The organism is Pseudomonas sp. GL-RE-29 (assembly GCF_019947275.1).
GTDB lineage: Bacteria > Pseudomonadota > Gammaproteobacteria > Pseudomonadales > Pseudomonadaceae > Aquipseudomonas > Aquipseudomonas fluorescens_A.
In genome coordinates this window covers 24,968-46,782 of the sequence record NZ_JAGYGD010000015.1, presented here as the reverse complement: position 1 = coordinate 46,782, position 21,815 = coordinate 24,968, and the positions used below count along the sequence as shown (strand labels likewise).

General features: G+C 61.0%; 22 protein-coding genes. 12 read left to right on the top strand and 10 right to left on the bottom strand.

Translation table 11 applies throughout. The features are described 5' to 3' along the window. Nucleotides 1–79: 79 nt before the first annotated feature. Together KGB21_RS14330 and KGB21_RS14325 are read right to left on the bottom strand one after the other, a co-directional pair. A complete protein-coding gene (locus KGB21_RS14330; RefSeq protein WP_223505474.1) occupies nt 80–1,159 on the bottom strand; it encodes an endonuclease/exonuclease/phosphatase family protein in 1,080 nt (359 codons plus the stop codon). A gap of 66 nt (nt 1,160–1,225) precedes the next feature. Continuing rightward, nucleotides 1,226–1,900, bottom strand: a complete 675-nt coding sequence (locus KGB21_RS14325; protein ID WP_034148165.1) for a YciC family protein — start codon at nt 1,898–1,900, stop codon at nt 1,226–1,228. A 178-nt stretch (nt 1,901–2,078) separates the two neighbouring features. On the opposite strand from KGB21_RS14325, the gene KGB21_RS14320 reads away from it, so the two are divergent. The 3 genes from KGB21_RS14320 (at nt 2,079) to KGB21_RS14310 (ending at nt 4,212) form a co-directional block, all read left to right on the top strand. Then, a complete protein-coding gene (locus KGB21_RS14320; protein WP_223505473.1) occupies nt 2,079–2,843 on the top strand; it encodes a DUF2076 domain-containing protein in 765 nt (254 codons plus the stop codon). Nucleotides 2,844–3,098: 255 nt separating this feature from the next. Next, nucleotides 3,099–3,578, top strand: a complete 480-nt coding sequence (locus KGB21_RS14315) for an NYN domain-containing protein (RefSeq protein WP_034148167.1) — start codon at nt 3,099–3,101, stop codon at nt 3,576–3,578. Nucleotides 3,579–3,600: 22 nt separating this feature from the next. Continuing rightward, the gene (locus KGB21_RS14310) at nt 3,601–4,212 is read left to right on the top strand and encodes a PolC-type DNA polymerase III (RefSeq protein ID WP_223505472.1); all 612 of its coding nucleotides are present in this window, start codon (nt 3,601–3,603) and stop codon (nt 4,210–4,212) included. Nucleotides 4,213–4,336: 124 nt separating this feature from the next. Here KGB21_RS14310 and KGB21_RS14305 read toward each other — a convergent pair whose 3' ends face one another. Continuing rightward, entirely contained in the window at nt 4,337–4,792 is a 456-nt protein-coding gene (locus KGB21_RS14305) for an Lrp/AsnC family transcriptional regulator (protein ID WP_223505471.1), read from the bottom strand. A 165-nt stretch (nt 4,793–4,957) separates the two neighbouring features. On the opposite strand from KGB21_RS14305, the gene yedA reads away from it, so the two are divergent. Together yedA and KGB21_RS14295 are read left to right on the top strand one after the other, a co-directional pair. Continuing rightward, entirely contained in the window at nt 4,958–5,887 is a 930-nt protein-coding gene (gene yedA / locus KGB21_RS14300; protein ID WP_223505470.1) for a drug/metabolite exporter YedA, read from the top strand. Nucleotides 5,888–5,950: 63 nt separating this feature from the next. Next, nucleotides 5,951–7,288 (top strand): DEAD/DEAH box helicase, encoded by a 1,338-nt coding sequence (locus KGB21_RS14295; protein WP_034148171.1) that lies wholly within the window; start codon nt 5,951–5,953, stop codon nt 7,286–7,288. A gap of 116 nt (nt 7,289–7,404) precedes the next feature. On the opposite strand, the gene KGB21_RS14290 is transcribed toward KGB21_RS14295, so the two are convergent. Both KGB21_RS14290 and KGB21_RS14285 read right to left on the bottom strand, forming a co-directional pair. After that, nucleotides 7,405–8,646 carry a TIGR03862 family flavoprotein gene (locus tag KGB21_RS14290; RefSeq protein WP_223505469.1) on the bottom strand — a complete coding sequence of 414 codons (1,242 nt, stop codon included), beginning with the start codon at nt 8,644–8,646 and terminating at the stop codon, nt 7,405–7,407. Nucleotides 8,647–8,926: 280 nt separating this feature from the next. After that, a complete protein-coding gene (locus KGB21_RS14285; RefSeq protein ID WP_223505468.1) occupies nt 8,927–9,847 on the bottom strand; it encodes a histone deacetylase in 921 nt (306 codons plus the stop codon). A gap of 74 nt (nt 9,848–9,921) precedes the next feature. Between KGB21_RS14285 and KGB21_RS14280 the strand changes: the two genes are divergently transcribed. The 3 genes from KGB21_RS14280 (at nt 9,922) to KGB21_RS14270 (ending at nt 12,057) form a co-directional block, all read left to right on the top strand. After that, entirely contained in the window at nt 9,922–10,491 is a 570-nt protein-coding gene (locus KGB21_RS14280) for a GNAT family N-acetyltransferase (RefSeq protein WP_223505467.1), read from the top strand. Between the two features lie 106 nt (nt 10,492–10,597). Further along, nucleotides 10,598–11,467, top strand: a complete 870-nt coding sequence (tesB, locus tag KGB21_RS14275) for an acyl-CoA thioesterase II (protein ID WP_223505466.1) — start codon at nt 10,598–10,600, stop codon at nt 11,465–11,467. Next, nucleotides 11,464–12,057 (top strand): HAD family hydrolase, encoded by a 594-nt coding sequence (locus KGB21_RS14270; protein WP_223505465.1) that lies wholly within the window; start codon nt 11,464–11,466, stop codon nt 12,055–12,057. Before tesB ends, KGB21_RS14270 begins: the two co-directional genes overlap by 4 nt. Nucleotides 12,058–12,151: 94 nt before the next feature. Here KGB21_RS14270 and KGB21_RS14265 read toward each other — a convergent pair whose 3' ends face one another. The 4 genes from KGB21_RS14265 to KGB21_RS14250 all read right to left on the bottom strand — a co-directional run bounded on the left by KGB21_RS14265 (nt 12,152) and on the right by KGB21_RS14250 (nt 16,762). Next, on the bottom strand, nt 12,152–13,108 hold the full coding sequence (locus tag KGB21_RS14265; protein WP_223505464.1) for an alpha/beta fold hydrolase: 957 nt from the start codon (nt 13,106–13,108) through the stop codon (nt 12,152–12,154). After that, on the bottom strand, nt 13,109–14,002 hold the full coding sequence (locus KGB21_RS14260; RefSeq protein WP_223505463.1) for a neutral zinc metallopeptidase: 894 nt from the start codon (nt 14,000–14,002) through the stop codon (nt 13,109–13,111). Between the two features lie 194 nt (nt 14,003–14,196). After that, the gene (locus KGB21_RS14255) at nt 14,197–15,030 is read right to left on the bottom strand and encodes an aldo/keto reductase (RefSeq protein ID WP_223505462.1); all 834 of its coding nucleotides are present in this window, start codon (nt 15,028–15,030) and stop codon (nt 14,197–14,199) included. Beyond that, a complete protein-coding gene (locus tag KGB21_RS14250; protein WP_223505461.1) occupies nt 15,014–16,762 on the bottom strand; it encodes an FAD-dependent oxidoreductase in 1,749 nt (582 codons plus the stop codon). The genes KGB21_RS14255 and KGB21_RS14250 overlap by 17 nt, the downstream gene beginning before the upstream one ends. A 175-nt stretch (nt 16,763–16,937) precedes the next feature. On the opposite strand from KGB21_RS14250, the gene KGB21_RS14245 reads away from it, so the two are divergent. From KGB21_RS14245 to KGB21_RS14230, 4 genes are all read left to right on the top strand, one after another. Continuing rightward, complete coding sequence (locus KGB21_RS14245) at nt 16,938–17,714, top strand: IclR family transcriptional regulator (protein ID WP_034148181.1); 777 nt, start codon at nt 16,938–16,940, stop codon at nt 17,712–17,714. A 239-nt stretch (nt 17,715–17,953) separates the two neighbouring features. Next, nucleotides 17,954–19,009 carry a Gfo/Idh/MocA family protein gene (locus KGB21_RS14240; RefSeq protein WP_223505460.1) on the top strand — a complete coding sequence of 352 codons (1,056 nt, stop codon included), beginning with the start codon at nt 17,954–17,956 and terminating at the stop codon, nt 19,007–19,009. A 2-nt stretch (nt 19,010–19,011) separates the two neighbouring features. Then, complete coding sequence (locus tag KGB21_RS14235; RefSeq protein ID WP_223505459.1) at nt 19,012–19,827, top strand: sugar phosphate isomerase/epimerase family protein; 816 nt, start codon at nt 19,012–19,014, stop codon at nt 19,825–19,827. A gap of 270 nt (nt 19,828–20,097) precedes the next feature. Further along, the gene (locus KGB21_RS14230) at nt 20,098–20,976 is read left to right on the top strand and encodes a DMT family transporter (RefSeq protein ID WP_223505458.1); all 879 of its coding nucleotides are present in this window, start codon (nt 20,098–20,100) and stop codon (nt 20,974–20,976) included. A gap of 6 nt (nt 20,977–20,982) precedes the next feature. Here KGB21_RS14230 and KGB21_RS29605 read toward each other — a convergent pair whose 3' ends face one another. After that, entirely contained in the window at nt 20,983–21,771 is a 789-nt protein-coding gene (locus tag KGB21_RS29605; RefSeq protein ID WP_411741396.1) for a methyl-accepting chemotaxis protein, read from the bottom strand. Nucleotides 21,772–21,815: the final 44 nt, after the last annotated feature.

The window sequence follows — 21,815 nt, the reverse complement described above, 5'->3', positions numbered from 1 at the left end:
CTTTGATTATTAAGATCAAGATCAAAAGATCGCAGCCTCGTTTCACTCGACAGCTCCTACAGGTTTTGTGTCCGGCGGGTTATGGCGCGGCGGGCAGGAGGAACCGCGCAATCACCGGCAGATGATCGGAGATGCGCAAGGTATCGTCCTGTCTCACCGTTGCCTCGACCCGTTTGATGCGCGGGCTGTAGAACAGGTAGTCGACCGTGCGGTCCGGGCCGCTCACACCCGGATCGTTCGGGTAATGGGTCAGCCAGCGCGCGCGGTCGGCTCCGCCGGCTTCGTTGTTGGTGGGGATCATCGGGTATTTGTCCCACAGCAGATGCAGCGCGCTGTCGGCGGAGTAGGGCGTGCGTTGTTCGTCGGGCAGGCGCTGAAATTGCCCCAGCGGCAGCAAATTGAAATCGCCGCCGATCAACCACGGCGTGCCACGGCTTTCAAATTTGTCGAGGAACCTGGCCACGGCCGAGATTTGCCTGTTCACGCTATCGTCAGGTTGCGCTACGCGGTCCAGATGGGTGTTGAGAATGGCCATCTGGCCGCCGTCGCTCAATGGCAGGTAAGTGACCAGCAAGGCGTTTCTCGGGCTGAACTGGCGGCTGACGAGGTTGCCCTGGATGACTGGCAGTTGCAGGCGTTCGGCGTGTTCGATCTGGTAGCGGCTGAGGGTCGCCAGTTGCCGGCCGACGCTGCCGAAGATGTGCAGGTCAGGGACGAAGTCGGCTTTCCAGTCGAAGGCATGGGTGCTGCAGGGGTAAAGATCGGCGACCCGTTCCTGGAGCAATTTGAGCTGGTTCTGATAAGCGCTGGCCTTGGCGCCGTCATCGAGCTCCTGCAACAGCACGACGTCCGGCTCCTCATCGCGAATCACGCGCGCCACTTCATCGAGGCTGAAAGCCATGTCTTCCGTCGTGGGGGATTCATCGGTTCCGGCCGCCAGGTCATTCCAGAACACGTAACGCTTGCCCGCCAGGTACTGGACGTTCCAGGTCATGACTTTCAGCGCCTGGCCGGGAGCCAGGGTCGGTGCCTGAGTGCTGCAACTGACCGGCAACACTTCCTTGGCGTCGGGGCGCCAGGTCAGGCTGTAGATCATCACGACGATCAGGCCGATGACGATCAACGATGCCAGCAGGGTGTAGCGCAGTAGTCGGGTCATGGCTCGGCTTATAGCGTTACGAAAGTTGACCCCGAGCATACCCGACTGACGGGCGGTCGCCCACGGTCAACGTGGCCCATCGATTTTTTCCGGTACTTCGCTGATCAGCATGAACAGCCGGAACAGCACCACGCTGGTGAACAGTTGCAGGAAGCTGTGGGCACTGTCGATCAACAACGAGACCACCGGGTTCTGCGGCTCGGGGTAGACCGCCAGCGTCGCGCCCTTGAGCAGCCACAAAGGCGCCATCACACACAGGATGCACACCAGGATGCGCAGGAAATGCCCACGGGTCAGGCGCAGGCTTTCCTTCATTGCCGCCAGCGGGGCTAGGCCACGCAACACCAACAGGTATTCGCCGAACGCCAGGGTCACCATCAGGTAGATACCCGGCAGGAAGTACAGCGACAGGCCGAGCAGAATCAGCAAGGTATTGAGCGCCGTCAGCACGGCGAAGCGCGGCCACAGGTAAGCGGACCTCGACAGCAGGGCGCGAGTGCTCGGCGATTCGCCACGGCTGCGGGCGTCGAGAAACAGAATCAGCGCGGCGGTGTACAGCGGATAAACCAGCAGGCCGACCATCACGCTGATACCGGGAAAACTGTCCGGCTCGGTGGAGCGGTCGACCACTAGCTGCAACAGCGCCTCGAAAATCACCAGCGGCAGGCACAGCTGCACGATCTGGCCCAGATTGCGCTTGAAGAAATAAAGGGAGTCACGCAGCACATCTAACGGATTCATCAGTCGGTATCGCAGGTGGAAAGCAGTGGCCCACTTTAACCGATGATGTGAGGGAGGGCGCAAACGTAAACGTTCGGTAAAGGACATTGAAACGACTTGTTTCAGCCTCCATTAAGGTCGGGCACCTTATCCTCTGTGGATAAAGGCAACGATTTCCCCGGCAATCTACGAGGTCGCCATGAACAGCGAAGAACAAACCCTGATCGATGGACTGTTTTCCCGGCTGCAACAGGCCGAAACGGACTCAGCCCCGCGCGACGCCCAGGCCGAGGCGCGGATCAAGGAACACCTGACACGCCAGCCGGCGGCAGGTTATTTCATGACCCAGGCGATTCTGGTGCAAGAGGCGGCGATCAAGAGCCTCGACGAGCAGAACAAACAACTCACCGCTCAAGTCCGGCAATTGCAGGCCGACCTGCAACAGGCCAAGGCTCAGACAGCCGCACCGGCGCCGAGCAGCGGTGGTTTCCTGTCGAGCATCTTTGGTGGCGGCAATCGTGATCCGCAACCTGCGCCCGCGCAAAGTGCGCCGGTGTCGAGCGGTGGCGGCTGGCGAGAACCGGCGCGTCCTGCATTCAACTCGCAGCCGCCACAGCAAAACTTCGGCGCGCCGCAGCAAAACTACGCCCCGCAACAGCAGGCAGCGGCGGGCAGCAGTTTTCTCGGTGGCGCGTTGAAGACTGCGGCCGGTGTCGCCGGTGGCGTGATGTTGGCGCAAGGCATCAGCAGCCTGTTCCATCACAATCAGCAGCCGGAAGAAATCGTCGAAGTCATCAAGGAAGAACCGGCCCAGGTCAACGATCAGGGCAACAACGGCTGGGGCGACGACCAGCGCATGGCCGGTAACGATTCCTACGGCAATGACCAGGGCGGTTTTGCTGACGCCAACTACAGCGATGACAGCTCATCGTTCTTTGGCGGAGACGACGACTCCTACGTCTGAAAACCCCGAACCTGTGGCGAGCGAGCTTGTTCGCGCTGGGTCGCGAAGCGGCACCCTGCTCTGTGTTTAGAAAGAAGCGGGTCTGCTGCGCAGCCCAGCGGGAGCAAGCTCCCTCGCCACGGGTTTTCATTTCATAGTGCCATTCGTCTGGGCTGCCCAAGCGCTTGCGGCCGATTATTCGCGGAACCCTCCTTCAGGCTGGCATACTGGGCGACTTTTCGGGCCTGGTGCCTGAGTCAGCCTTGAGGAACTCCGGTGAAAAAAATCGCAGTGTTCGCCGATGTCCAGAACCTCTATTACACCGTGCGTCAGGCCTATGGTTGTCACTTCAACTACGCCGCGCTGTGGGCTGATGTCAGCAAACAGGGCGAGATCGTCGAGGCCTACGCCTACGCGATCGACCGTGGTGACAGCAAGCAGCAGCAGTTCCAGCAGATCCTGCGCAACCTCGGTTTCACCGTGAAGCTCAAACCGTACATCCAGCGCAGCGACGGCTCGGCCAAGGGCGACTGGGACGTGGGCATCACCCTCGACATCATGGACGCCGCCGACCACGTCGACGAAGTGGTGCTGGCTTCCGGTGACGGTGATTTCGACATGCTGCTGGAACGCATCATCAGCAAGCACGGCGTACAAGCGGTGGCCTATGGCGTACCGGGCCTGACCGCCAATTCGCTGATCCGCGCCGCCAGCCGCTACGTGCCGATCGAAGGCGCCTTGCTGCTCAAGAATTGATTTTTACGGAGTTGAAACAGGTTTGGAACGCATCGCAGTCATCGACTTTGAAACCACCGGGATCTCCCCGAGCAGCAGCTGCCGGGCCACGGAAATTGCCGTGGTGATCCTTGAACAGGGGCGCATCGTCGAGCGTTACCAGAGCCTGATGAACGCCGGCGTGCGCGTCCCGGCCTTCATCGAACAACTCACCGGCATCAGCAATGCCATGCTGCGCACCGCGCCATCGGCCGAGCAGGTGATGAACGAGGTCAACGAATTCGTCGGCATCACGCCGTTGCTGGCGCACAACGCCGCGTTCGACCAGAAGTTCTGGGACTTCGAACTCGGCCGGATCAAACGCACCCGCCTGCAAAACTTTGCCTGTTCGCTGCTGTTGGCCCGCCGCCTGATGCCTGCGGCGCCGAACCACAAACTCGGCACCCTCACCACCTTCGCCAACCTGCCGCACACGGGCAAGGCTCACCGGGCGATGGCGGATGCCGAGATGGCAGCCAACCTGACGGCGCATCTGGCTGAAGAGCTGCGGCAGAAGCATGGCTTGCACGAGTTGTCCCATGATTTGCTGTGCAAGTTGCAGAAAGTGCCGGCGGCGAAGATCAACGAACACCTCAAACGCCATCGCGGGTTCTGACAGACAGACCGCAATCCCCCTGTAGGAGCCGACTTGCTGGCGATAGCGGTGTATCGGTCGACATCAATGTTGAATGACGAACCGCAATCGCCAGCAAGCCGGCTCCTACAGGGGCTGTGTCGTATCAAACTTTTCCATTGCCTTCCAGCTGCCCCAACGGCACGCGCTTCTCTATCGCACTCGACAACACAATCGACGTCTTGCTGAACCCAAACGTGGCAATCTGGTTGATCAACTCTTCCAGCTCCGGCATCGAGCCCACCGCCGCTTGCATGATTACGCACGGATCGCCCGTCACGCGGTGGCATTCAGTTAACTGTGGGATTTTTATCAGGTCGTCGTAGGCCTTCTGGTTGCCGTGCTGGTTCAGGCGCAGTTCGATGACGCACTGGATCGGCAGCCCGAGCTTGGCCATGTCGACTTTCGCCTGGTAACCGGTGATCACGCCGCTGGCTTCCAGTTTGGCCACGCGTTCGGCCACGGCCGGGGCGGACAGGTTGACCTTGCGCGCCAGGTCGGCGTAGGACGCGCGACCGTTTTCCAACAGGGCGCTGAGCAGCATGCGGTCGTACTTATCCATCGAGCTGGCTCCTGAAAATCACGGACTTTCGAAAGCACGGTTTATAGCGTTGAACTCCGTGTTTTGAAAAGTGTACCGATGCTTTAAACAGGTTTTGTAACTTATTTTTACGCGTCTGCCTTTTTAGAATAGCTGTTCACTTGTCTTGCCTGTGAGCTGCCCGCCATGCCTGGTCCACGTCGCTTTCCCTTGCCGTTAATCGCTGCCTTCTTCGCGTTGTACGTGATTTGGGGTTCGACCTATCTGGTGATTCGTATTGGTGTGGAGTACTGGCCGCCGTTGCTGCTGGCGGGGATCCGCTTCGTGATCGCCGGGACTTTGATGTACGCCTTCCTGCGTTGGCGCGGGGCGCCGGCACCGACCTGGGCACAATGGAAAGCTGCGGGGATCATTGGCGTGTTGCTGCTGGCTTGCGGCAACGGCGCGGTGAGCGTGGCCGAGCACACGGGTGTGGCCTCTGGCGTTGCGGCGTTGGCGGTGGCGACGGTGCCGCTGTTTACCTTGCTCTGCGGTTATTTCTGGGGCGCACGCAATACCCGTCTCGAATGGGCCGGGATTGTCCTCGGATTGATCGGCATCGGCATGCTCAACCTCGGCTCCAACCTGCAATCGAGCCCGCTGGGCGCTGCACTGCTGATCTTTGCGGCGGCGGCCTGGGCCTTTGGCTCCGTTTGGAGCAAACACCTGCCATTGCCCCAGGGCGCCATGGCCAGCGCCGTGGAAATGTTAGTCGGCGGCGTGGTGTTGCTGGTCGCCAGTGCAGTCAGCGGCGAACACCTGGAAAAGATGCCGCCGATCGAAGGCTGGGCCGCGCTGGCGTACCTGACTGTCTTCGGTTCGATCATCGCCTTCAACGCCTACATGTACCTGTTGAAACACGTGCGTCCGGCGGCGGCCACCAGTTATGCCTACGTCAACCCGGCGGTGGCGGTGTTATTGGGCATCGTGTTTGTCGGCGAGACCATTGGCACCGAGGAAGCGCTGGCCATGTTGGTGATCATCAGCGCCGTGGTGCTGATCGGCCTGCCGCAATGGCGTCGCACACCGGAACGGCCAGTGGTGAAGGCAGTGCCGACAGAATCCCGTGTGAATTAGGGTAAACTGCGCGGCATTGCACACTTGTCGCACAACCGCGCTGAATTTTCCTACGGTATTCCCATGACTTTCGCCACCCTTGGCCTGATCGAACCCTTGCTGCGCTCCCTCGAGACGCTCGGCTACCAGACTCCGACGCCGGTTCAGGCGCAAGCCATTCCCGCGGTGCTGGCCGGTCGCGACCTGATGGCCGCCGCCCAGACCGGCACCGGCAAGACCGCCGGTTTCGCCCTGCCGCTTCTGCAATTGCTGGCGATGGAAGGGCCGAAAGTCACCGCCAACTCGGTGCGTGCGCTGATCCTGGTGCCGACCCGTGAACTGGCCGAGCAGGTTCACGAAGCCGTGCGCCAGTACGCCGAGAACCTGCCGTTGCGCACGTACGCGGTGTACGGCGGCGTCAGCATCAACCCGCAAATGATGAAGCTGCGCAGCGGCGTCGATTTGCTGGTGGCGACCCCGGGCCGTTTGCTCGATCTGTTCCGCCAGAACGCGCTGAAGTTCAACCAGTTGCAAACCCTGGTGCTGGACGAAGCCGACCGCATGCTCGACCTGGGTTTTTCCGAGGAGCTGGCGAACATTTACCGCGCGCTGCCGAAGAAACGTCAGACGCTGCTGTTCTCCGCGACCTTCTCCGACGAGATCCGCCTGCTGGCCGGGCAGATGCTCAACGACCCGCTGACAGTCGAAGTCAGCCCGCGCAACGTCGCCGCCAACACCGTCAAGCAATGGATCGTGACGGTGGACAAGAAGCGCAAGCCGGAACTGTTCGTGCACCTGATGCGCAAGGGCAAGTGGAAGCAGGTGCTGGTGTTCGCCAAAACCCGCAACGGCGTGGATGCGCTGGTGGAAAAACTCCAGGGCCTGGGCATCAATGCCGACGGCATCCACGGCGATAAGCCGCAGGCGACCCGTCAGCGTGCGCTGGACCGGTTCAAGGCGAGTGAAGTGCAGATCCTGGTCGCCACTGACGTGGCGGCTCGTGGCCTGGACATCGAAGACTTGCCGCTGGTGGTCAATTTCGACTTGCCGATCGTGGCCGAGGACTACATCCACCGCATCGGTCGTACCGGCCGCGCGGGCTCGACCGGCGAGGCAATTTCGCTGGTTTGCGCGGATGAAGTGAATCTTCTGTCGGCCATCGAGATGTTGACCCGTCAGACGTTGAAGCGTCAGAACGAACCTGACTTCGAGCCTGAGCACCGAGTGCCGGATACCGATGCCAGTGGGCAGGTCGTCAAGAAGCCGAAAAAACCGAAGAAGCCGAAGGCTTCGGGTGGTGGCGGCAAACGCAATCTGGGTAAGTGGGTTGATAGCGGTGAAGTTGCGCCGGCGGAACCTTCGGTCAAGCCTGTGCGAAAAGTGCCGGTGTTTAACACTGGGCCGCGTAAGCGTAAGCCTTGATTAGCGGCGGCGTCTGGTAGGCCGTCATCGCCAGCAGGCTGGCTCCCACAGGTTTTTGTGAACGACGCAAATCCCCTGTAGGAGCTAGCCTGCTGGCGATGGGGACGACTCGGTTTTCAGCCCTTGCGTTGCAACCACTCCACCATCCCCATTCCCGCCGCACGCCCACTGGCAAAACACGCGGTCAGCAGATAGCCGCCCGTTGGCGCTTCCCAATCCAGCATCTCTCCCGCGCAGAACACACCCGGCAATTGCTTGAGCATCAAGCGCTCATCCATTGCTTCGAACAACACACCGCCAGCGCTGCTGATGGCTTCATCCAGTGGACGGGTTTTTACCAGCGTCATCGGCAACGCCTTGATCGTCTTGGCCAGCAATGACAGGTCGCTAAAGGTCTCGGCTGATGTCAGCTCTCGCAACAGCGCCGCTTTCACCCCGTCGATTCCCAACTGACTGTGCAGATGTTTGGCCATCGAGCGTGAACCGCGCGGTTTGCTTAATGCAGCCTGGATTTTATCCACAGGCCGGCCCGGCAGCAGGTCCAGGTGAATGGTTGCCGAACCGTGCTGGTTGATCGCCTCGCGGATGGGTGCCGACAGCGCGTAGATCAAACTGCCTTCAATACCCGTGGCAGTGATCACGCATTCACCGAGTCGCGGCACGTCGTCGTTGAGGCCGATGGCGATGTTTTTCAGCGGTGCTCCGGCGAATTTGCTGACCATCAATTCGCTCCAGGCCTGCACTTCGAAGCCGCAATTACTTGGTTGCAAGGGCGCAAGTCCTACGCCGCGTTGCTCCAGTGGCAACATCCACGCGCCGTCCGAACCCAGACGCGCCCAACTACCGCCGCCGAGGGCGAGCAAGGTTGCGTCAGGCGTTAAGGTTTTTTCACCTTCGGGACTCGAGACTTTCAAGCTGCCATCGGCATTCCAGCCGAGCCAGCGGTGGCGGGTGTGGATAACTACGCCACTGTCGCGCAAGCGCTTGAGCCAGGCGCGCAACAGTGGCGCGGCTTTCATGTCGGTGGGAAACACCCGGCCGGAGCTGCCGACAAAGGTTTCAATGCCCAGGTCGTGTATCCACTGGCACAACGCATCGGCACCGAAACTGCGCAGCAGCGGCGCAATCTGCGGTGCGCGTTCGGCGTAGCGCGAGAGAAACGCCGGGTAGGCTTCGGAGTGGGTGATGTTCATGCCGCCGACACCGGCCAGGAGAAACTTCCGACCAACCGAGGGCATGCCGTCGTACAGGTCGACCTTGATCCCGGCCCGGCTCAACACTTCAGCCGCCATCAGCCCGGCGGGGCCGCCGCCGATGATGGCGACTTGGGAGGAGGGAGAAGTGCTGGCCTGAGTCATGATGAGAGCTGCGGTGTGGCGGAGTAGCCGCGCATTCTAGCAGTACGCGATAACTGTGGGAGCGGGCTTGTCCGCGATTGCGGATTATCAGTCAATGAGATGTTGAATGTGCCGGCCTCATCGCGGGCAAGCCCGCTCCCGCAGGGGGTTGAGGATGATTTAAAAGGTGATTAAAAAATGATCACTGCACTGTAGCCCAAGCTCCGCATGGCTTGTAGTCCCTTTCACTCAGGTTATCCACAGGCAGTTCCACAGGCATTGTGGGTAAAGCATCCACAACTCAATGACAGCCTGATGACTGCCAGACGCGCTGCGCACTGTGATGAAGGATGCCGTGGCGGCGGGCGAGGGCCTTGCGGTCCTTGCTGTAGCCGCCGCCGATCACGCCGACTACCGGTATGTCGCGACCCAGGCAATGACGCATGACGGCTTCATCGCGGGCGGAGACGCCTTCGTCTGTGAGCTTCAGGTAACCGAGGGCGTCGTCCTTATGCACATCGACACCGGCGTCGTAGAGCACCAGATCCGGTTGATAGAGCGGCAGCAAATAATTGAGCGCGTCATCCACCACCTTCAGGTAATCGGCATCGCCCATGCCGTTGGGGAGCGGGATGTCCCAATCACTTTCGGCCTTGCGTGCAGGAAAATTCTTTTCGCAATGCAGGGAAACGGTCACCGCCTCCGGTGTGTTGTGCAGGATGCGTGCAGTCCCGTCGCCCTGATGCACATCGCAGTCGAAAATCAGCACCCGGTTGACCCGACCGCTTTCCAGCAGGTAATGACTGATCACTGCCAGGTCGTTGAAGATGCAGAACCCGGCCGGGTGGTCGTAGTGCGCGTGGTGGGTGCCGCCGGCCAAGTGACAGGCAAGGCCATGCTCCAGCGCCTGCTCGGCCGCCAGCAACGAGCCACCGACTGCCCGCACCGTACGCCGGGCAAGCGCTTCGCTCCAGGGCAGGCCGAGGCGTCGTTGATCCTCGCGTGACAATTCGCCGCCCATGTAGCGTTCGATATACGAAGGGTCATGGGCGAGGGCGAGAATCTCTGGCGGGCAAAGCTGTGGGCGCAGCAGGTCGGCGTCGCGGGTCAAGCCACTGTCCACCAGGTGGTCACGCAGCAGGCGAAACTTGTCCATGGGGAAGCGGTGATCCGCCGGGAACTCGGGGCTGTAGTCTTCGTGATAAATCAGCGGCAGCGGCATGATGATTTCATACGGGAATGAGTGAAGGATCCTACCAGCGATGTAGACTTGCGGCACGGAAACGGGGGAACACGATGGAGCCGATACTGGAACTTGCGAGCGCGCGATTGCTGTTGCGCCAGTGGCGCGATGAGGATTTGCCGGAGTTTGCGGCGATGTGCGCCGATCCACAGGTCATGCGCTATTTTCCTGCACCCTTGAGTCGACTGGAAAGCGCTTCGCTGATCGGGCGGGTTCGCGGTCATTTTGCCGAGCATGGCTTTGGCCTGTGGGCGCTGGAACGCAAGGACACCGGGCAGTTCATCGGATTTACCGGGCTCGGCGTGGTTGGTTTCGATGCGCCTTTTACCCCTGCCATCGAAATCGGTTGGCGGCTGGCGCGCGAGCATTGGGGCCTGGGTTACGCCAGCGAAGCGGCCTGGACCGCTCTGCGCTGCGGGTTTGATCGTTTGGCCCTGAACGAAGTCGTGTCCTTCACCGCTGACAGCAATTTGCCGTCGCAGAAAGTCATGCAGGCCATCGGCATGCACCATGACCCGGGTGATGATTTCGAACACCCGAATCTTGCCGTCGGTCATCCCCTGCGACATCACGTGCTGTATCGCATCAATCGCGAACAATGGCTGCAAACCTTGCATGGATAACCTGTCACGGACGTTTACAATGGCCCTCATGATGGCCCGGGCCAGAAACTGAATCGACCGACGCAGCCAAGACTGCGCGGCATTGCGTTGTGTGAGGAGAGTCTGAATGAGCCAAGTGTTGGAAGATCTGGTCGACCTGCTGACCCTGGAGCCGATCGAAGAAAACCTCTTCCGTGGTCGCAGTCAGGACCTGGGTTTTCGGCAGTTGTTCGGTGGTCAGGTATTGGGCCAGTCCTTGTCGGCAGCCAGTCAGACCGTCGAAGAGACGCGCCATGTGCATTCGATGCACGGTTATTTCCTGCGTCCGGGCGATGCCGGATTGCCGGTGGTGTATCAGGTTGACCGGGTGCGTGACGGCGGCAGTTTCAGCACGCGCCGCGTGACGGCCATCCAGAAGGGCCACCCGATCTTCACGTGCAGCGCTTCGTTCCAGTACGACGAAGTCGGCTTCCAGCATCAGAGCGAAATGCCGCAAGTGGTCGGCCCGGAGAACCTGCCGTCGGAGCTGGAATTGACTCAGCAACGCGCGCACCTGATCCCCGAGAAAATGCGCGAAAAGCTACTGTGCCCGAAGCCGATCGAGTTCCGGCCGATCACTGAAAAAGATCCCTACAACCCACAGCCGTCCGACCCGATCAAGTACGTGTGGTTTCGCGCCGACGGTGCGCTCGCCGACTCGCCGGCGCTGCACAAATACCTGCTGGCCTACGCATCGGATTTCGGTCTGCTGACCACCTCGATGCAGCCTCACGGCAAATCGGTCTGGCATAAGGACATGCAGGTCGCCAGCCTTGATCACGCGCTGTGGTTCCACGCCGATCTGCGTGCCGATGACTGGTTGCTGTACGCGATGGACAGTCCTTGGGCCGGTAACTCTCGTGGTTTCTCCCGTGGCAGCGTGTTCAACCGCGCCGGGCAACTGGTGGCGTCGGTGACGCAGGAAGGCTTGATTCGTCATCGCAAGGATTGGGCATGAGTCTGGCCGACGTGCGTCATTGGGTGTTCGACATGGACGGCACCCTGACGGTGGCCGTGCATGATTTCGCCGCGATTCGCGTGGCGTTGGCGATCCCTGCCGACGACGACATCCTGACCCACCTCGCTGCGCTGCCGTCCGATGAAGCGGCGGCCAAGCATGCCTGGTTACTGGAGCATGAACGGGATCTGGCGCTCGGTTCGAAACCGGCACCGGGCGCCGTGGAATTGGTGCGTGACCTGGCCGGACGCGGTTATCGCCTGGGGATTCTCACGCGCAATGCCCGCGAACTGGCGCATGTCACGCTGGAGGCGATTGGCCTGGCCGATTGCTTCGCGGTTGACGATGTATTGGGCCGCGACGAAGCACCGCCAAAACCGCATCCCGGTGGTTTGCTGAAACTGGCACAAGCCTGGAACGTGCCGGCGAGCGAACTGGTGATGGTCGGTGATTACCGCTTTGATCTGGATTGCGGGCGAGCGGCGGGGGCGCGGACGGTGTTGGTGAATTTGCCGGATAACCCGTGGCCGGAATTGACCGATTGGCATGCGGCGGATTGTGTCGAGTTGCGGCAGATGTTGTCGGCTTGATTTTTTAAAGTCAAAAGATCGCAGCCTTCGGCAGCTCCTACATGGGAATCGCGTACCCCTGTAGGCGCTGCCGAAGGCTGCGATCTTTTTGCGGTTACTGAAACAACGCCTTCTGTCCCTCCGGCGATGTAAACATCCCATCCCCGTTATGCCCGACACCGGGCACCTCGATCAGTTGCTGATTCAGCCCCTGCGGTTGCAGGCGCTTCAGATAATCGAAGTAAAAACGCCCACGGGCCAATCGATTCGGGCCCTGAGCCTTGGCTTCGCAACTTTTATCCAGCGCCGGATGGTTCGAGTCGTTGTCCTGCTGCCCCAACAGATAAACGATGTCGCGCTTGAGGTATTTTTCCTGCAATTGCGCGGGCGTTTGTCCTTCAGCGTAGGCAGGCAAGTCTGTCAGCCCGTACTTCCAGCGATTGAACTGCGGACATCCGGCGTGATTGAAGGCCACCGGCCGGCGCTCATCGAAATAGGCGTATGAAGACGGATTGGCGATCACGTAGCGCACCTTCACTCCAGCGGCTTCGAGGGCCGAAAGGTCGTGGCCTAGCATGGCGTAACGCTGCACCACCTGAGCGCCGCCGGAGTGCCCGGCGATGACGATTTGCTTCACGTCCGAGAACTGCTGGCGATCACTCAGTCGGGCGATGATTTCGTCCAGCGCCTCGTAAGAACTCATACGAAACGGCGCGGTAGATTCGCCCCCGGCCATCCACTCATTGCCCTGCCAGCGCAAAACCGTGTCAGACACGGGATGCAGCGCGACGTCCGTTTCATTGAGAAATTGCGGAGCGATCACCAGAGTCGTCGCACTTTGTCCGGCCAGTTCGGCCGCGTGTTCGCCCGTTTTCAGGTAGGTTTGTGCATTGCGCGGGCGACCGTGGACGATGATCAGCACGCGTTCGATTTTCGCCGGGGCGGGACTGATGCCCACCGCCATTTCACCTGATTTCAACAACAGGCGACCGGGGCTGAGTTCCTTGACCCCCAACTCGGCAGCCTGAGTACTTGCGCAAGTGACCAGCAGCGCCAACAACCATTTTTTCATCTACAGATTTTTCGCCGAAAAGGTATCGCACTGGCCAACCTGGCCTTGGGCGAAACCGGTTTTGAACCAGCGCACCCGTTGCGCTGACGTACCATGGGTAAACGAGTCCGGCACCACGCGGCCCTGACCCTGTTGCTGCAAACGATCGTCGCCAATGGCATTGGCGGCGTTCAGTGCTTCTTCGATGTCGCCCGGTTCCAGCCAGTTCAACCGCTGCTGGGCATTGTTGGCCCAGACCCCGGCCAGGCAATCGGCCTGCAGTTCCTGACGCACTAGCAAACCACCATCGCCTTCCATCTGCCGGCCTTGCTGGCGGGCTGTCTGAATTTTCGCGGAAACGCCGAGCAACGTCTGAACGTGGTGTCCGACTTCGTGAGCGATCACGTAGGCCTGGGCGAAGTCGCCGGCGGCGGCAAAGCGTTGTGACATCTCCTGAAAGAAACTCGTGTCCAGATAGACCTTCTGGTCTGCCGGGCAATAAAACGGGCCGGTCGCCGACGTCGCCAGGCCGCAAGCCGAGTTCACGCGGTTGCTGAACAACACCAGGGTCGGATCTTTGTATTGCTTGCCGGCCTGCTGGAAAATCTGCCGCCAGGTGTCTTCGGTGTCGCCGAGGATCGAGCGCACGAACTCGGCGCCCTCATCATTGGCCGGTGGCGCCTTGCGGGTCTGGTCAGTGGCAGGCGCCGATTGCTCGCTCATCTGGCCCGTCAACTGACCGAGGATTTGCATCGGGTCCTGGCCGGTGATCCAGCCGATCCCGACAATCAGGATGATCGCGGTCAGGCTCAGGCCCTTGCCACCACCAAAGCGCATCCCGCCGCCACCGCCGCCGACATCATCGCCACGGGCATCGACCACGTTGTCGCTGCGTCGGCCTTTTTTCCATAGCATGTGGGAATCCTCAGGTTGTCCGTGCGATGAGTGTTGCTGCTGAGTGGGAGCGGCGCCAGTCCGGTCGTCCGGCTTTTCCTGCGCACGCGGCTATTCTCGGCAACCCCAAGGAGGGCTACCGAGAACATTCAGGCTTGTATTGAACACGGATCCCCCATCGAATTCCGTCGGACGATGGGTTTTTATGTGGGGCCTTACTTGTCGAACGCATCCCACACCGGCGCAAAGTCCGGGCTGACCTGACGCTCGCGCTTTGACAACCCGGCGATCAACGCACGGTCGTCTTCATCCAGTTGCACTTGCAGCGCCGCCAGGTTGGCCAGTTGATTGGCCTCACTGCTGGCCTTGGGAATGGCGGCCACGTTCGGTTGATCCAGCAGCCATTTAAGCGCGACCTGAGTCGGCAGCACGCCGTGTTTGGCGGCGATCTGCTGGATCACCGGGATGTCCGAAACCTTGTTGCGTGCCAGCGGCGTGTAGGCCGTCAGCGCCAGATCGTGTTGACGGGCGTAATCGAGCAAGGCGTTTTGTCCGAGCAGCACGTGGTATTCGACCTGAATGGCTGACAGCGGCGCGCCCAGTTCCTCGACGACTTTGCGCAGCAGCGGCAGTGGGAAATTCGCCACGCCAATGTTGCGCGCCAGTCCTTGCTCCTTGAACGAGACCAGGGTTTCGATGGTTTTCGGCAGGTCCCAATCGGTGGTCGGCCAATGGATCATGAACAGATCGACGTAATCGCTGCGCAACGCCTTGAGGCTGCGCTCCATGGAATGGCGCATGGCGTCAGGGTGCAACTGGTCCCACCAGACCTTGGTGGTGACGTGAATTTGCTCTCGCGGCGTAGGACTGTTCACCAGCGCCTGACCGACAGCGTCTTCGTTGTTGTAGGCCGCCGCCGTATCGATGTGCCGATAACCCAGCGCCAGGGCCTGTTCCACGGCCCGAGTGCATTCCTCACCCAGCATCGGCCAGGTGCCGAGGCCCAGCTTGGGCATGTTCAAACCCTGTGCATTAACGATGTGCTGCATGGTCGATCTCCTTTTCATAAGCGGTGATGCCTGCGATATGGCGCGCGGCGATGTAGCCAAAGGTCAGCGCCGGGCCAATGTTGATGCCGCCAGCGGGGTAGTGCCCGCCCATGATGCTGGCCATGTCGCCGCCTGCCGCATACAGCCCGGCAATGGCCTGACCTGTGTCGTCGAGGACTTGGGCGTGGGCATTGACCTTGAGCCCGGCGAAGGTGCCGAAGCAGCCGGGCTGGACCTTCACGGCATAGAACGGGCCCTGCTCTATCGGCGCGACGCAGGGGTTGGGTTGCTGCAACGCGTCCCCTTGTTTGCGGTTGTAAGGCGTTGAGCCGCGACCGAACTGCGGATCTTCACCGTTGCTTGCGTGGCGGTTGTAGTTCGCCACGGTGGTGCGCAAGCCGATGGGGTCGATACCGCAGGCCGAGGCCAATTCCTCAAGGGTTTTGCCGGTTTTCAGATAGCCGCTGCGGACAAAGGACGACACCGGTAGCGGAAACGGCCGAGAGATGCCCAGGCCATACCGACGCTGAAACCCATGGCTGCAAATCAGCCACGAGGCGACTTCTTCGCCGGGCGGGGCGGCGGCGACCATGGCCGTGACGTAGTCGTAGTAGCCGTTGGCTTCGTTGACGAAGCGCTGGCCGTTGCTCAGTACACCGATGATGCCTGGCTTGCCGCGTTCGATGATGTGCGGGAAATGGCCCGTGCTCCCATCACCGTGTGGCACCTGCGAAACCGGTGCCCAGGCGACCGGTGACGCCATGGCGGTGTTCACTTTGGCGCCTGCGCTTTCGCCCAGGCGCAACCCGTCGCCGGACACCGCCAGCGGCGGCAAGGCCAGGTGTTCATGCCCGGTGGGCGTGCGCGGGAACAAGGCTTTTCGTCGCTCGATGTCATTGGCGAAACCGCCAGCCGCGAGCACCACGGCTTTGCGGGCCTTGATGCGCACCGGACCTTTGGCGGTGCTGACTATCGCGCCGCGCACCTGATTGTTCTCGCGCAGTAATTCGGTGACCGGCGCCGATTCCCAAAGCAAGACGCCGAGGTCTTCGGCGGATTTCGCCAGGCGTGCCACCAGCGCCACGCCGTTGACCAATTGCATCGCCCGGCCATGGACGGCGAGGTCGAGCAGGTGCCGGGTAAAACGCCGGGTGACGTGCCAGGCCGCCGACGCTGAGCGAGTCAGGTTGAGAAACGCCGTGAGGTCGGCGCCCGCCATGATCGGCATGCCCATGAAGGACGTTTCCCGCATGGTTTTGCGAAGACGCTTAAGCAGTTTGCCGACTTTTCGCCCGTCGTAAGGCGCGGCGATCACCGAGCGTCCGCCGGTGCCGGCGCCGGGCGTGTCGCCATGAATATCGGCAATGGCGTTGCCGTCGGCGAATTGCAGCGAGGTGTACTTCTCGAAGAACGCGACCATGTGCGGGCCGGCCTCGAGGAATGCGTCGATCATCGCCGGTTCATAGCGCTCGCCCAGTTCGTGTTTCAGGTAAGTGCATGGCAGTTCCACGTCTTCGACGATGCCGGCGCGGCGGGCCAAGGGGTTGCACGGTACCCATGCCCAGCCACCGGACCAGGCCGTGGCGCCGCCGAACACCGGGTCTTTTTCTACAACGATGACTTTCAAGCCATGCCACGCCGCGGTAACCGCGGCGGACAGCCCGGCCGCACCGGAACCGACGATCAGCACATCGCAGTCGACGTCGGGAAGAAAGTGCGGTTCATCAGGCATTTGTGTGTGCTCCAGCGGTTTATTGTTTTGGAATCAGGTTCCAAAAAATATAAGAGTCCGTCTGTAACGGGCAAGCTTGAGCGGGATAAAATGGGCGGTTATCGGACATTCAGTTCCACATTTCGCATTCGGCCGGTTGTCTTCTAGAATCGAGAAAATTTTGCGTGGAAATACCATGGCCGGCAGTCAGATCGAACGTGTTTTCAGTGTGCTCGAAAGCCTCACCAGCGACCCGCGTGGCCTGCCGATGCAGGCCTTGGCGGAGCAACTGGACATCCCCAAAAGTGCGACCCATCGCCTGCTCGCCGAGCTGATCCGGCTGGGTTATGTGCGGCAGAATCCAGAGAACCTGCGCTACCACTTGTCGACCAAGCTGGTGGCGATGGGGTTCCGTTATCTGTCGAGCAGCGGCGCCGATATCGTGCAGCCGGTGCTTGATCGCCTGGCTCAGGAGACCGGCGAATTGGTGCGCCTCGGGGTAATCGAAGGCGAGCGGCAGACCTGGATCGCCAAGTCTCAGGGTGCCCGTTCCGGCCTGCGTTACGACCCGGACATGGGCCGTGATGCGCCACTGTTCTATACCGCTTCGGGCCATGCGTGGCTGGCGTGCATGAGTGACGCCGAGGCCTTGTCGCTGGTCGAACGTCAGGCGGAAGACCGGCCGCTGGAGCTGGGGCCAAATGCGCCGCGCTCCAACATTGAACTGCTTGAGCGTCTGCGCCTGGCCCGGGAACAGGGCTACGCCTGTGTCGAAGAAAGTTCGGCGGTCGGCACTTCGGCGATTGCTGCGGTGGTACGCCATCCTGGCGATGGGCGGGTGATTGGTGTACTGAGCATCGCGGGACCGAGCGCACGGATGCCGGGGGCGCGGCTGCATGAATTGGCGCCGTTGTTGTTGGCGTTTACTGATGAGTTGTCGGCGGCGAGTCTGGCTTCGGAGCTATTCAGTTGAGGCCTGCGTAAGTCCCCTGTAGGAGTGAGCCTGTTCGCGATAGCGATGTGTCAGTCAATGACTATGTTGAATTCAAATTCCTCATCGCGAGCAGGCTCGCTCCTACAGTTTCAATCGCGCAGGTCCGAGAAGCTGTGCGCTATTCGAACACTTTCAATTCGCGCCTGTGTAAGAATCTGGAACCAGGTTCTAAATTGTTGGAAAAAACCTTCCAACAATAATCACAAGAGGACCGCGACATGAGTTCGCCCCTTCGCATCGCTCTGATCGGTGCTGGCAACATGGGTCAGCAGCATTACCGGCATTTGATAACCCTGACCGAAGCGACCCTGTGCGCAGTGGCCGATCCCGGGCCGCAAGCGGCAAGTCTCGCGGCTGATTGGGGCGTGGCGTATTTCGCCGATCACCGTCAGATGCTGGAGCAGGCGAGGCCGGACGCCGTCATCGTCGCCAATCCAAACACGCTCCACGTCAGCACCGCCCTCGACTGCCTCGCTGCGGGCGTGCCGGTGCTTTTGGAGAAACCGGTGGGCGTGCACATGGATGAAGTCCGCGAGCTGGTGGCGGCTTCGAAGGCCACGGGTGTGCCGGTGCTGGTGGGCCATCATCGACGCCATAATCCGTTGATCGTCCGCGCCCATGAACTGGTCCACAGCGGTGCCCTGGGACGACTGACCACGGTCACGGCGCTCTGGCAATTGCGCAAGCCCGACAGCTATTTCGAGATTCCCTGGCGCCGCGAGGCCGGTGCGGGAATGTTGCTGACCAACCTGATCCACGACCTCGACCTGCTGCGGCATTTGTGCGGCGAAGTGCGTCAGGTTCAGGCCATCACCAGTAACGCGATTCGCGGGTTTGCCAATGAAGATTGTGCGGCGGTGTTGCTGCAATTCGATAACGGCGCGCTGGGCAGCCTGACCGGTTCCGACGCGGTGGCGGCACCCTGGAGTTGGGAGCTGGATTCCGGGGAAAACCCCGTCTATCCGCGTCAGGCTGACCAGCCTTGCTACTTGCTGGCCGGGACGGGCGGGGCGCTGAGCATTCCGCAACTCAAGCGCTGGCATTACACGGAAGCTGACGGTGGATGGCATGAGTCGTTGCTGCAGACGGAGGAAACGTTCAGTGCCGATGAAGCCTTGCGTTTGCAGTTGCAGCACTTCGTGCGCGTCGCGCGTCGGGAAGTCGAGCCGTTGGTGAGTGTCGCTGATGCCGCCCGCACGCTGGCGCTGATCGAAGCCATCCGCGAGGCCGCCGAAACTGGCCGCGCTTGCGCACCATCCTTGATTGAGGGCTGACCATGAGCGAACGCATCTTTTCCCTGGCCAGTCTGACTGTGCTGGAGCTTTCACCACCGGACATGGTCGAAGTCGCGGCACGGGCCGGTTACAGCCATGTCGGTTTGCGCCTGGTGCCGGCGACAGCGGAGGAACACCATTTTGCGTTGGTGGCCGATGGCGAACTGCGCCGTCAGACCCTGGCGCGTTTGCGCGATACCGGCATACGCGTTCTGGATGTTGAAATCCTGCGTCTGAAACCGGACACCGTCGTCGCCGACTTCGAGAAAATTCTGGCTGTCGGCGCGGAATTCGGTGCCACTGAATTGCTCGTGGCCGGTAACGATTCTGACGAACAGCGCATGACGGAAAACTTTGCCGCGCTCTGTGATTTGGCAGCGCCTTATGGGTTGCATCCGCATCTGGAGTTCATGCCCTGGACCGATGCTCGCGATCTTGTGCAAGCCGAGCGCATCGTCGAAAACGCCGGGCGCGATAATGGTGCGGTGCTGGTCGACGCGTTTCACTTTGACCGTTCGGGTTCACGGCTGGAAGATCTGGCCAGGGTTGCCCCTTCACGGTTACGGTATGCGCAGTTGTGTGATGTTGCCGGGCCAAAGCCTGCGGACATGGCCGAGATCTTGCGTCAGGCTCGTAACGAGCGACGTTTTCCGGGCGACGGTGATTGCGATCTGTCGGGACTGTTGCGCTGTTTGCCAGCTAACATTCCCCTGAGCCTGGAGATTCCCACTGTGCGATTGCTGGAGCAGGGTGTGAGTGGGTTGGATCGGGCGCAGATGGCGTTGGATAAGACGCGGGAATTGTTGGCGCGGCTTTGACCTGATGTTGTGGCGAGGGAGCTTGCTCCCGTTCGACCGCAGCTTTCGTGTGTGCTGCGGGCACCTGTAGGAGCAAGCTTGCTCGCGATGAGGTTGGCACATCCAACATCACTGGTGACTGAAACGCCGCCATCGCTGGCAAGCCAACTCCTACAGGGGATTTATGGCCGTACACAGCTTTCGTGTCGTTGCGGGCATGCTTTGGGACTGCCGCGCAGTCCAGCGGGAGCAAGCTCCCTCGCCACATATTGATTTCACTCAGAGGCTTTCATGACCGTCAGCACCCCGCTATCCGGCGTCAACAAACCCTTCAAGGGGATCCTGCTGATCGTTGTTGCGACCTTCCTGTTTTCCAGTCATGACGCGTTGTCGAAATACCTTTCCGGGTTCTATCCGATCGTCATGGTGGTGTGGGCGCGGTACGTGGTGCACACCTTGTTGATGGCCGGGATTTTCCTGCCGCAATCGGGGTTGCGGGTGCTGCGTACCAAGCGGCCAATGCTTCAGCTGATCCGGGCGTTATGCCTGCTGGGCACCAGCCTGTTTTTCACCACCGGGTTGATGTACATCCCGCTGGCCGAGGCGACATCGGTCAACTTCCTCGCGCCGGTGCTGGTCACGGCGTTGTCGGTGCCGCTGCTCAAGGAACGGGTGACCCGCGGGCAATGGCTGGCGGTGATTTTCGGTTTTATCGGAGTGCTGATCATCGTGCATCCCGGCGGCGATTTGTTCACGCCGGCGGTGTTGCTGCCGTTCTGCTCGGCGCTGTTTTTCTGCTTCTACCAACTGCTGACGCGCAAGCTCAGCGAGATCGACAGCCCGACCACCAGTAACTTCTTCGCCGGGCTGTGCAATACCTTGGTGATGAGTGCGATGGTGCCGTTTTTCTGGCAGGTGCCGACCCTGGTGCATGGCGCGATGATGTTGGCGCTGGGCGCCTGCGGGATGACTGCACACTTGTTTCTGACCCAGGCTTTTCGCCTTGCGGCGCCAGCCTTGTTGGCGCCGTTCAGCTATTGCCAGATCGTGTTTGCCGGCCTGCTGGGCTGGCTGCTGTTTTCCCACACGCCAACCCTGACCACCGTCGTCGGGATCGCCGTGATTTGCTGCAGTGGCCTGGCGGCGGCCTGGCAACAAAGCCGCCGCTGAACGCACTCAAAACTTGAAACGTACCACCAGGTTTTGCAGGCCCGCGGCCAATTGCGAGAGTTCCTGGCTGGTGGCACTGGTGCGGGTCGAAGCATCGGCGCTTTGCAGCGACAGATCGCGGATGTTCAGCAGATTCCTGTCGACTTCGCGGGCCACGGCGGCTTGCTCTTCCGAGGCACTGGCAATCACCAGATTGCGCTCGTGGATCTGCTCCATGGCCCGGGTGATTTCCGCCAACGCGATGCCGGCCTGCTCGGCGATCGACAGGGTTTCGGCAACGCGCTGGCTGTTGCCGTGCATCGACAGCACCACACTCTCGGTATCGCCCTGAACCCGGCCGATCATCTGTTCGATTTCCCGGGTCGATTGCTGGGTGCGATGGGCCAGTGCACGCACTTCATCGGCGACCACCGCAAAACCCCGCCCGGCTTCCCCGGCCCGGGCCGCTTCGATGGCGGCATTGAGCGCCAGCAGGTTGGTCTGCTCGGCGATGGCGCGAATCACGTCCAGTACCTTGCCGATTTCCCGGGATTGCTCGGCCAGGGTTTGCACTTGTTGCAAGGCCGTGCCGGCATCGGCGCTCATGGCCTGGATCGAGTCCAGTGTTTCGATGACTCGCGCCTGGCCTTGACTGGCCTGCTGCGTCGATTGGCGCGTGCTGTCAGACGTCGAGACGGCATTGCGTGCGACTTCTTCCACGGCAACCGTCATCTCATTCACGGCGGTGGCGGCTTGTTCGATTTCATTGTGTTGCTGTTGCAGGCGCCCGGAATCCTGATGGGTGCTGTGATTCATTTGCTCGGCGGCTGCACCCAGTTGCGTGGAAGCGGCGCTGATCC

Coding starts and splice junctions, on each gene's coding strand:
- tesB (WP_223505466.1), top strand. CDS start 10,598: ATGAGCCAAGTGTTGGAAGATCTGGTCGACCTGCTGACCCTGGAGCCG.
- KGB21_RS14250 (WP_223505461.1), bottom strand. CDS start 16,762: ATGCCTGATGAACCGCACTTTCTTCCCGACGTCGACTGCGATGTGCTG.
- KGB21_RS14305 (WP_223505471.1), bottom strand. CDS start 4,792: ATGGATAAGTACGACCGCATGCTGCTCAGCGCCCTGTTGGAAAACGGT.
- KGB21_RS29605 (WP_411741396.1), bottom strand. CDS start 21,771: ATGAATCACAGCACCCATCAGGATTCCGGGCGCCTGCAACAGCAACAC.
- KGB21_RS14320 (WP_223505473.1), top strand. CDS start 2,079: ATGAACAGCGAAGAACAAACCCTGATCGATGGACTGTTTTCCCGGCTG.
- KGB21_RS14230 (WP_223505458.1), top strand. CDS start 20,098: ATGACCGTCAGCACCCCGCTATCCGGCGTCAACAAACCCTTCAAGGGG.
- KGB21_RS14330 (WP_223505474.1), bottom strand. CDS start 1,159: ATGACCCGACTACTGCGCTACACCCTGCTGGCATCGTTGATCGTCATC.
- KGB21_RS14235 (WP_223505459.1), top strand. CDS start 19,012: ATGAGCGAACGCATCTTTTCCCTGGCCAGTCTGACTGTGCTGGAGCTT.
- KGB21_RS14265 (WP_223505464.1), bottom strand. CDS start 13,108: ATGAAAAAATGGTTGTTGGCGCTGCTGGTCACTTGCGCAAGTACTCAG.
- KGB21_RS14270 (WP_223505465.1), top strand. CDS start 11,464: ATGAGTCTGGCCGACGTGCGTCATTGGGTGTTCGACATGGACGGCACC.
- KGB21_RS14255 (WP_223505462.1), bottom strand. CDS start 15,030: ATGCAGCACATCGTTAATGCACAGGGTTTGAACATGCCCAAGCTGGGC.
- KGB21_RS14240 (WP_223505460.1), top strand. CDS start 17,954: ATGAGTTCGCCCCTTCGCATCGCTCTGATCGGTGCTGGCAACATGGGT.
- KGB21_RS14285 (WP_223505468.1), bottom strand. CDS start 9,847: ATGCCGCTGCCGCTGATTTATCACGAAGACTACAGCCCCGAGTTCCCG.
- KGB21_RS14290 (WP_223505469.1), bottom strand. CDS start 8,646: ATGACTCAGGCCAGCACTTCTCCCTCCTCCCAAGTCGCCATCATCGGC.
- yedA (WP_223505470.1), top strand. CDS start 4,958: ATGCCTGGTCCACGTCGCTTTCCCTTGCCGTTAATCGCTGCCTTCTTC.
- KGB21_RS14295 (WP_034148171.1), top strand. CDS start 5,951: ATGACTTTCGCCACCCTTGGCCTGATCGAACCCTTGCTGCGCTCCCTC.
- KGB21_RS14280 (WP_223505467.1), top strand. CDS start 9,922: ATGGAGCCGATACTGGAACTTGCGAGCGCGCGATTGCTGTTGCGCCAG.
- KGB21_RS14260 (WP_223505463.1), bottom strand. CDS start 14,002: ATGCTATGGAAAAAAGGCCGACGCAGCGACAACGTGGTCGATGCCCGT.
- KGB21_RS14245 (WP_034148181.1), top strand. CDS start 16,938: ATGGCCGGCAGTCAGATCGAACGTGTTTTCAGTGTGCTCGAAAGCCTC.
- KGB21_RS14325 (WP_034148165.1), bottom strand. CDS start 1,900: ATGAATCCGTTAGATGTGCTGCGTGACTCCCTTTATTTCTTCAAGCGC.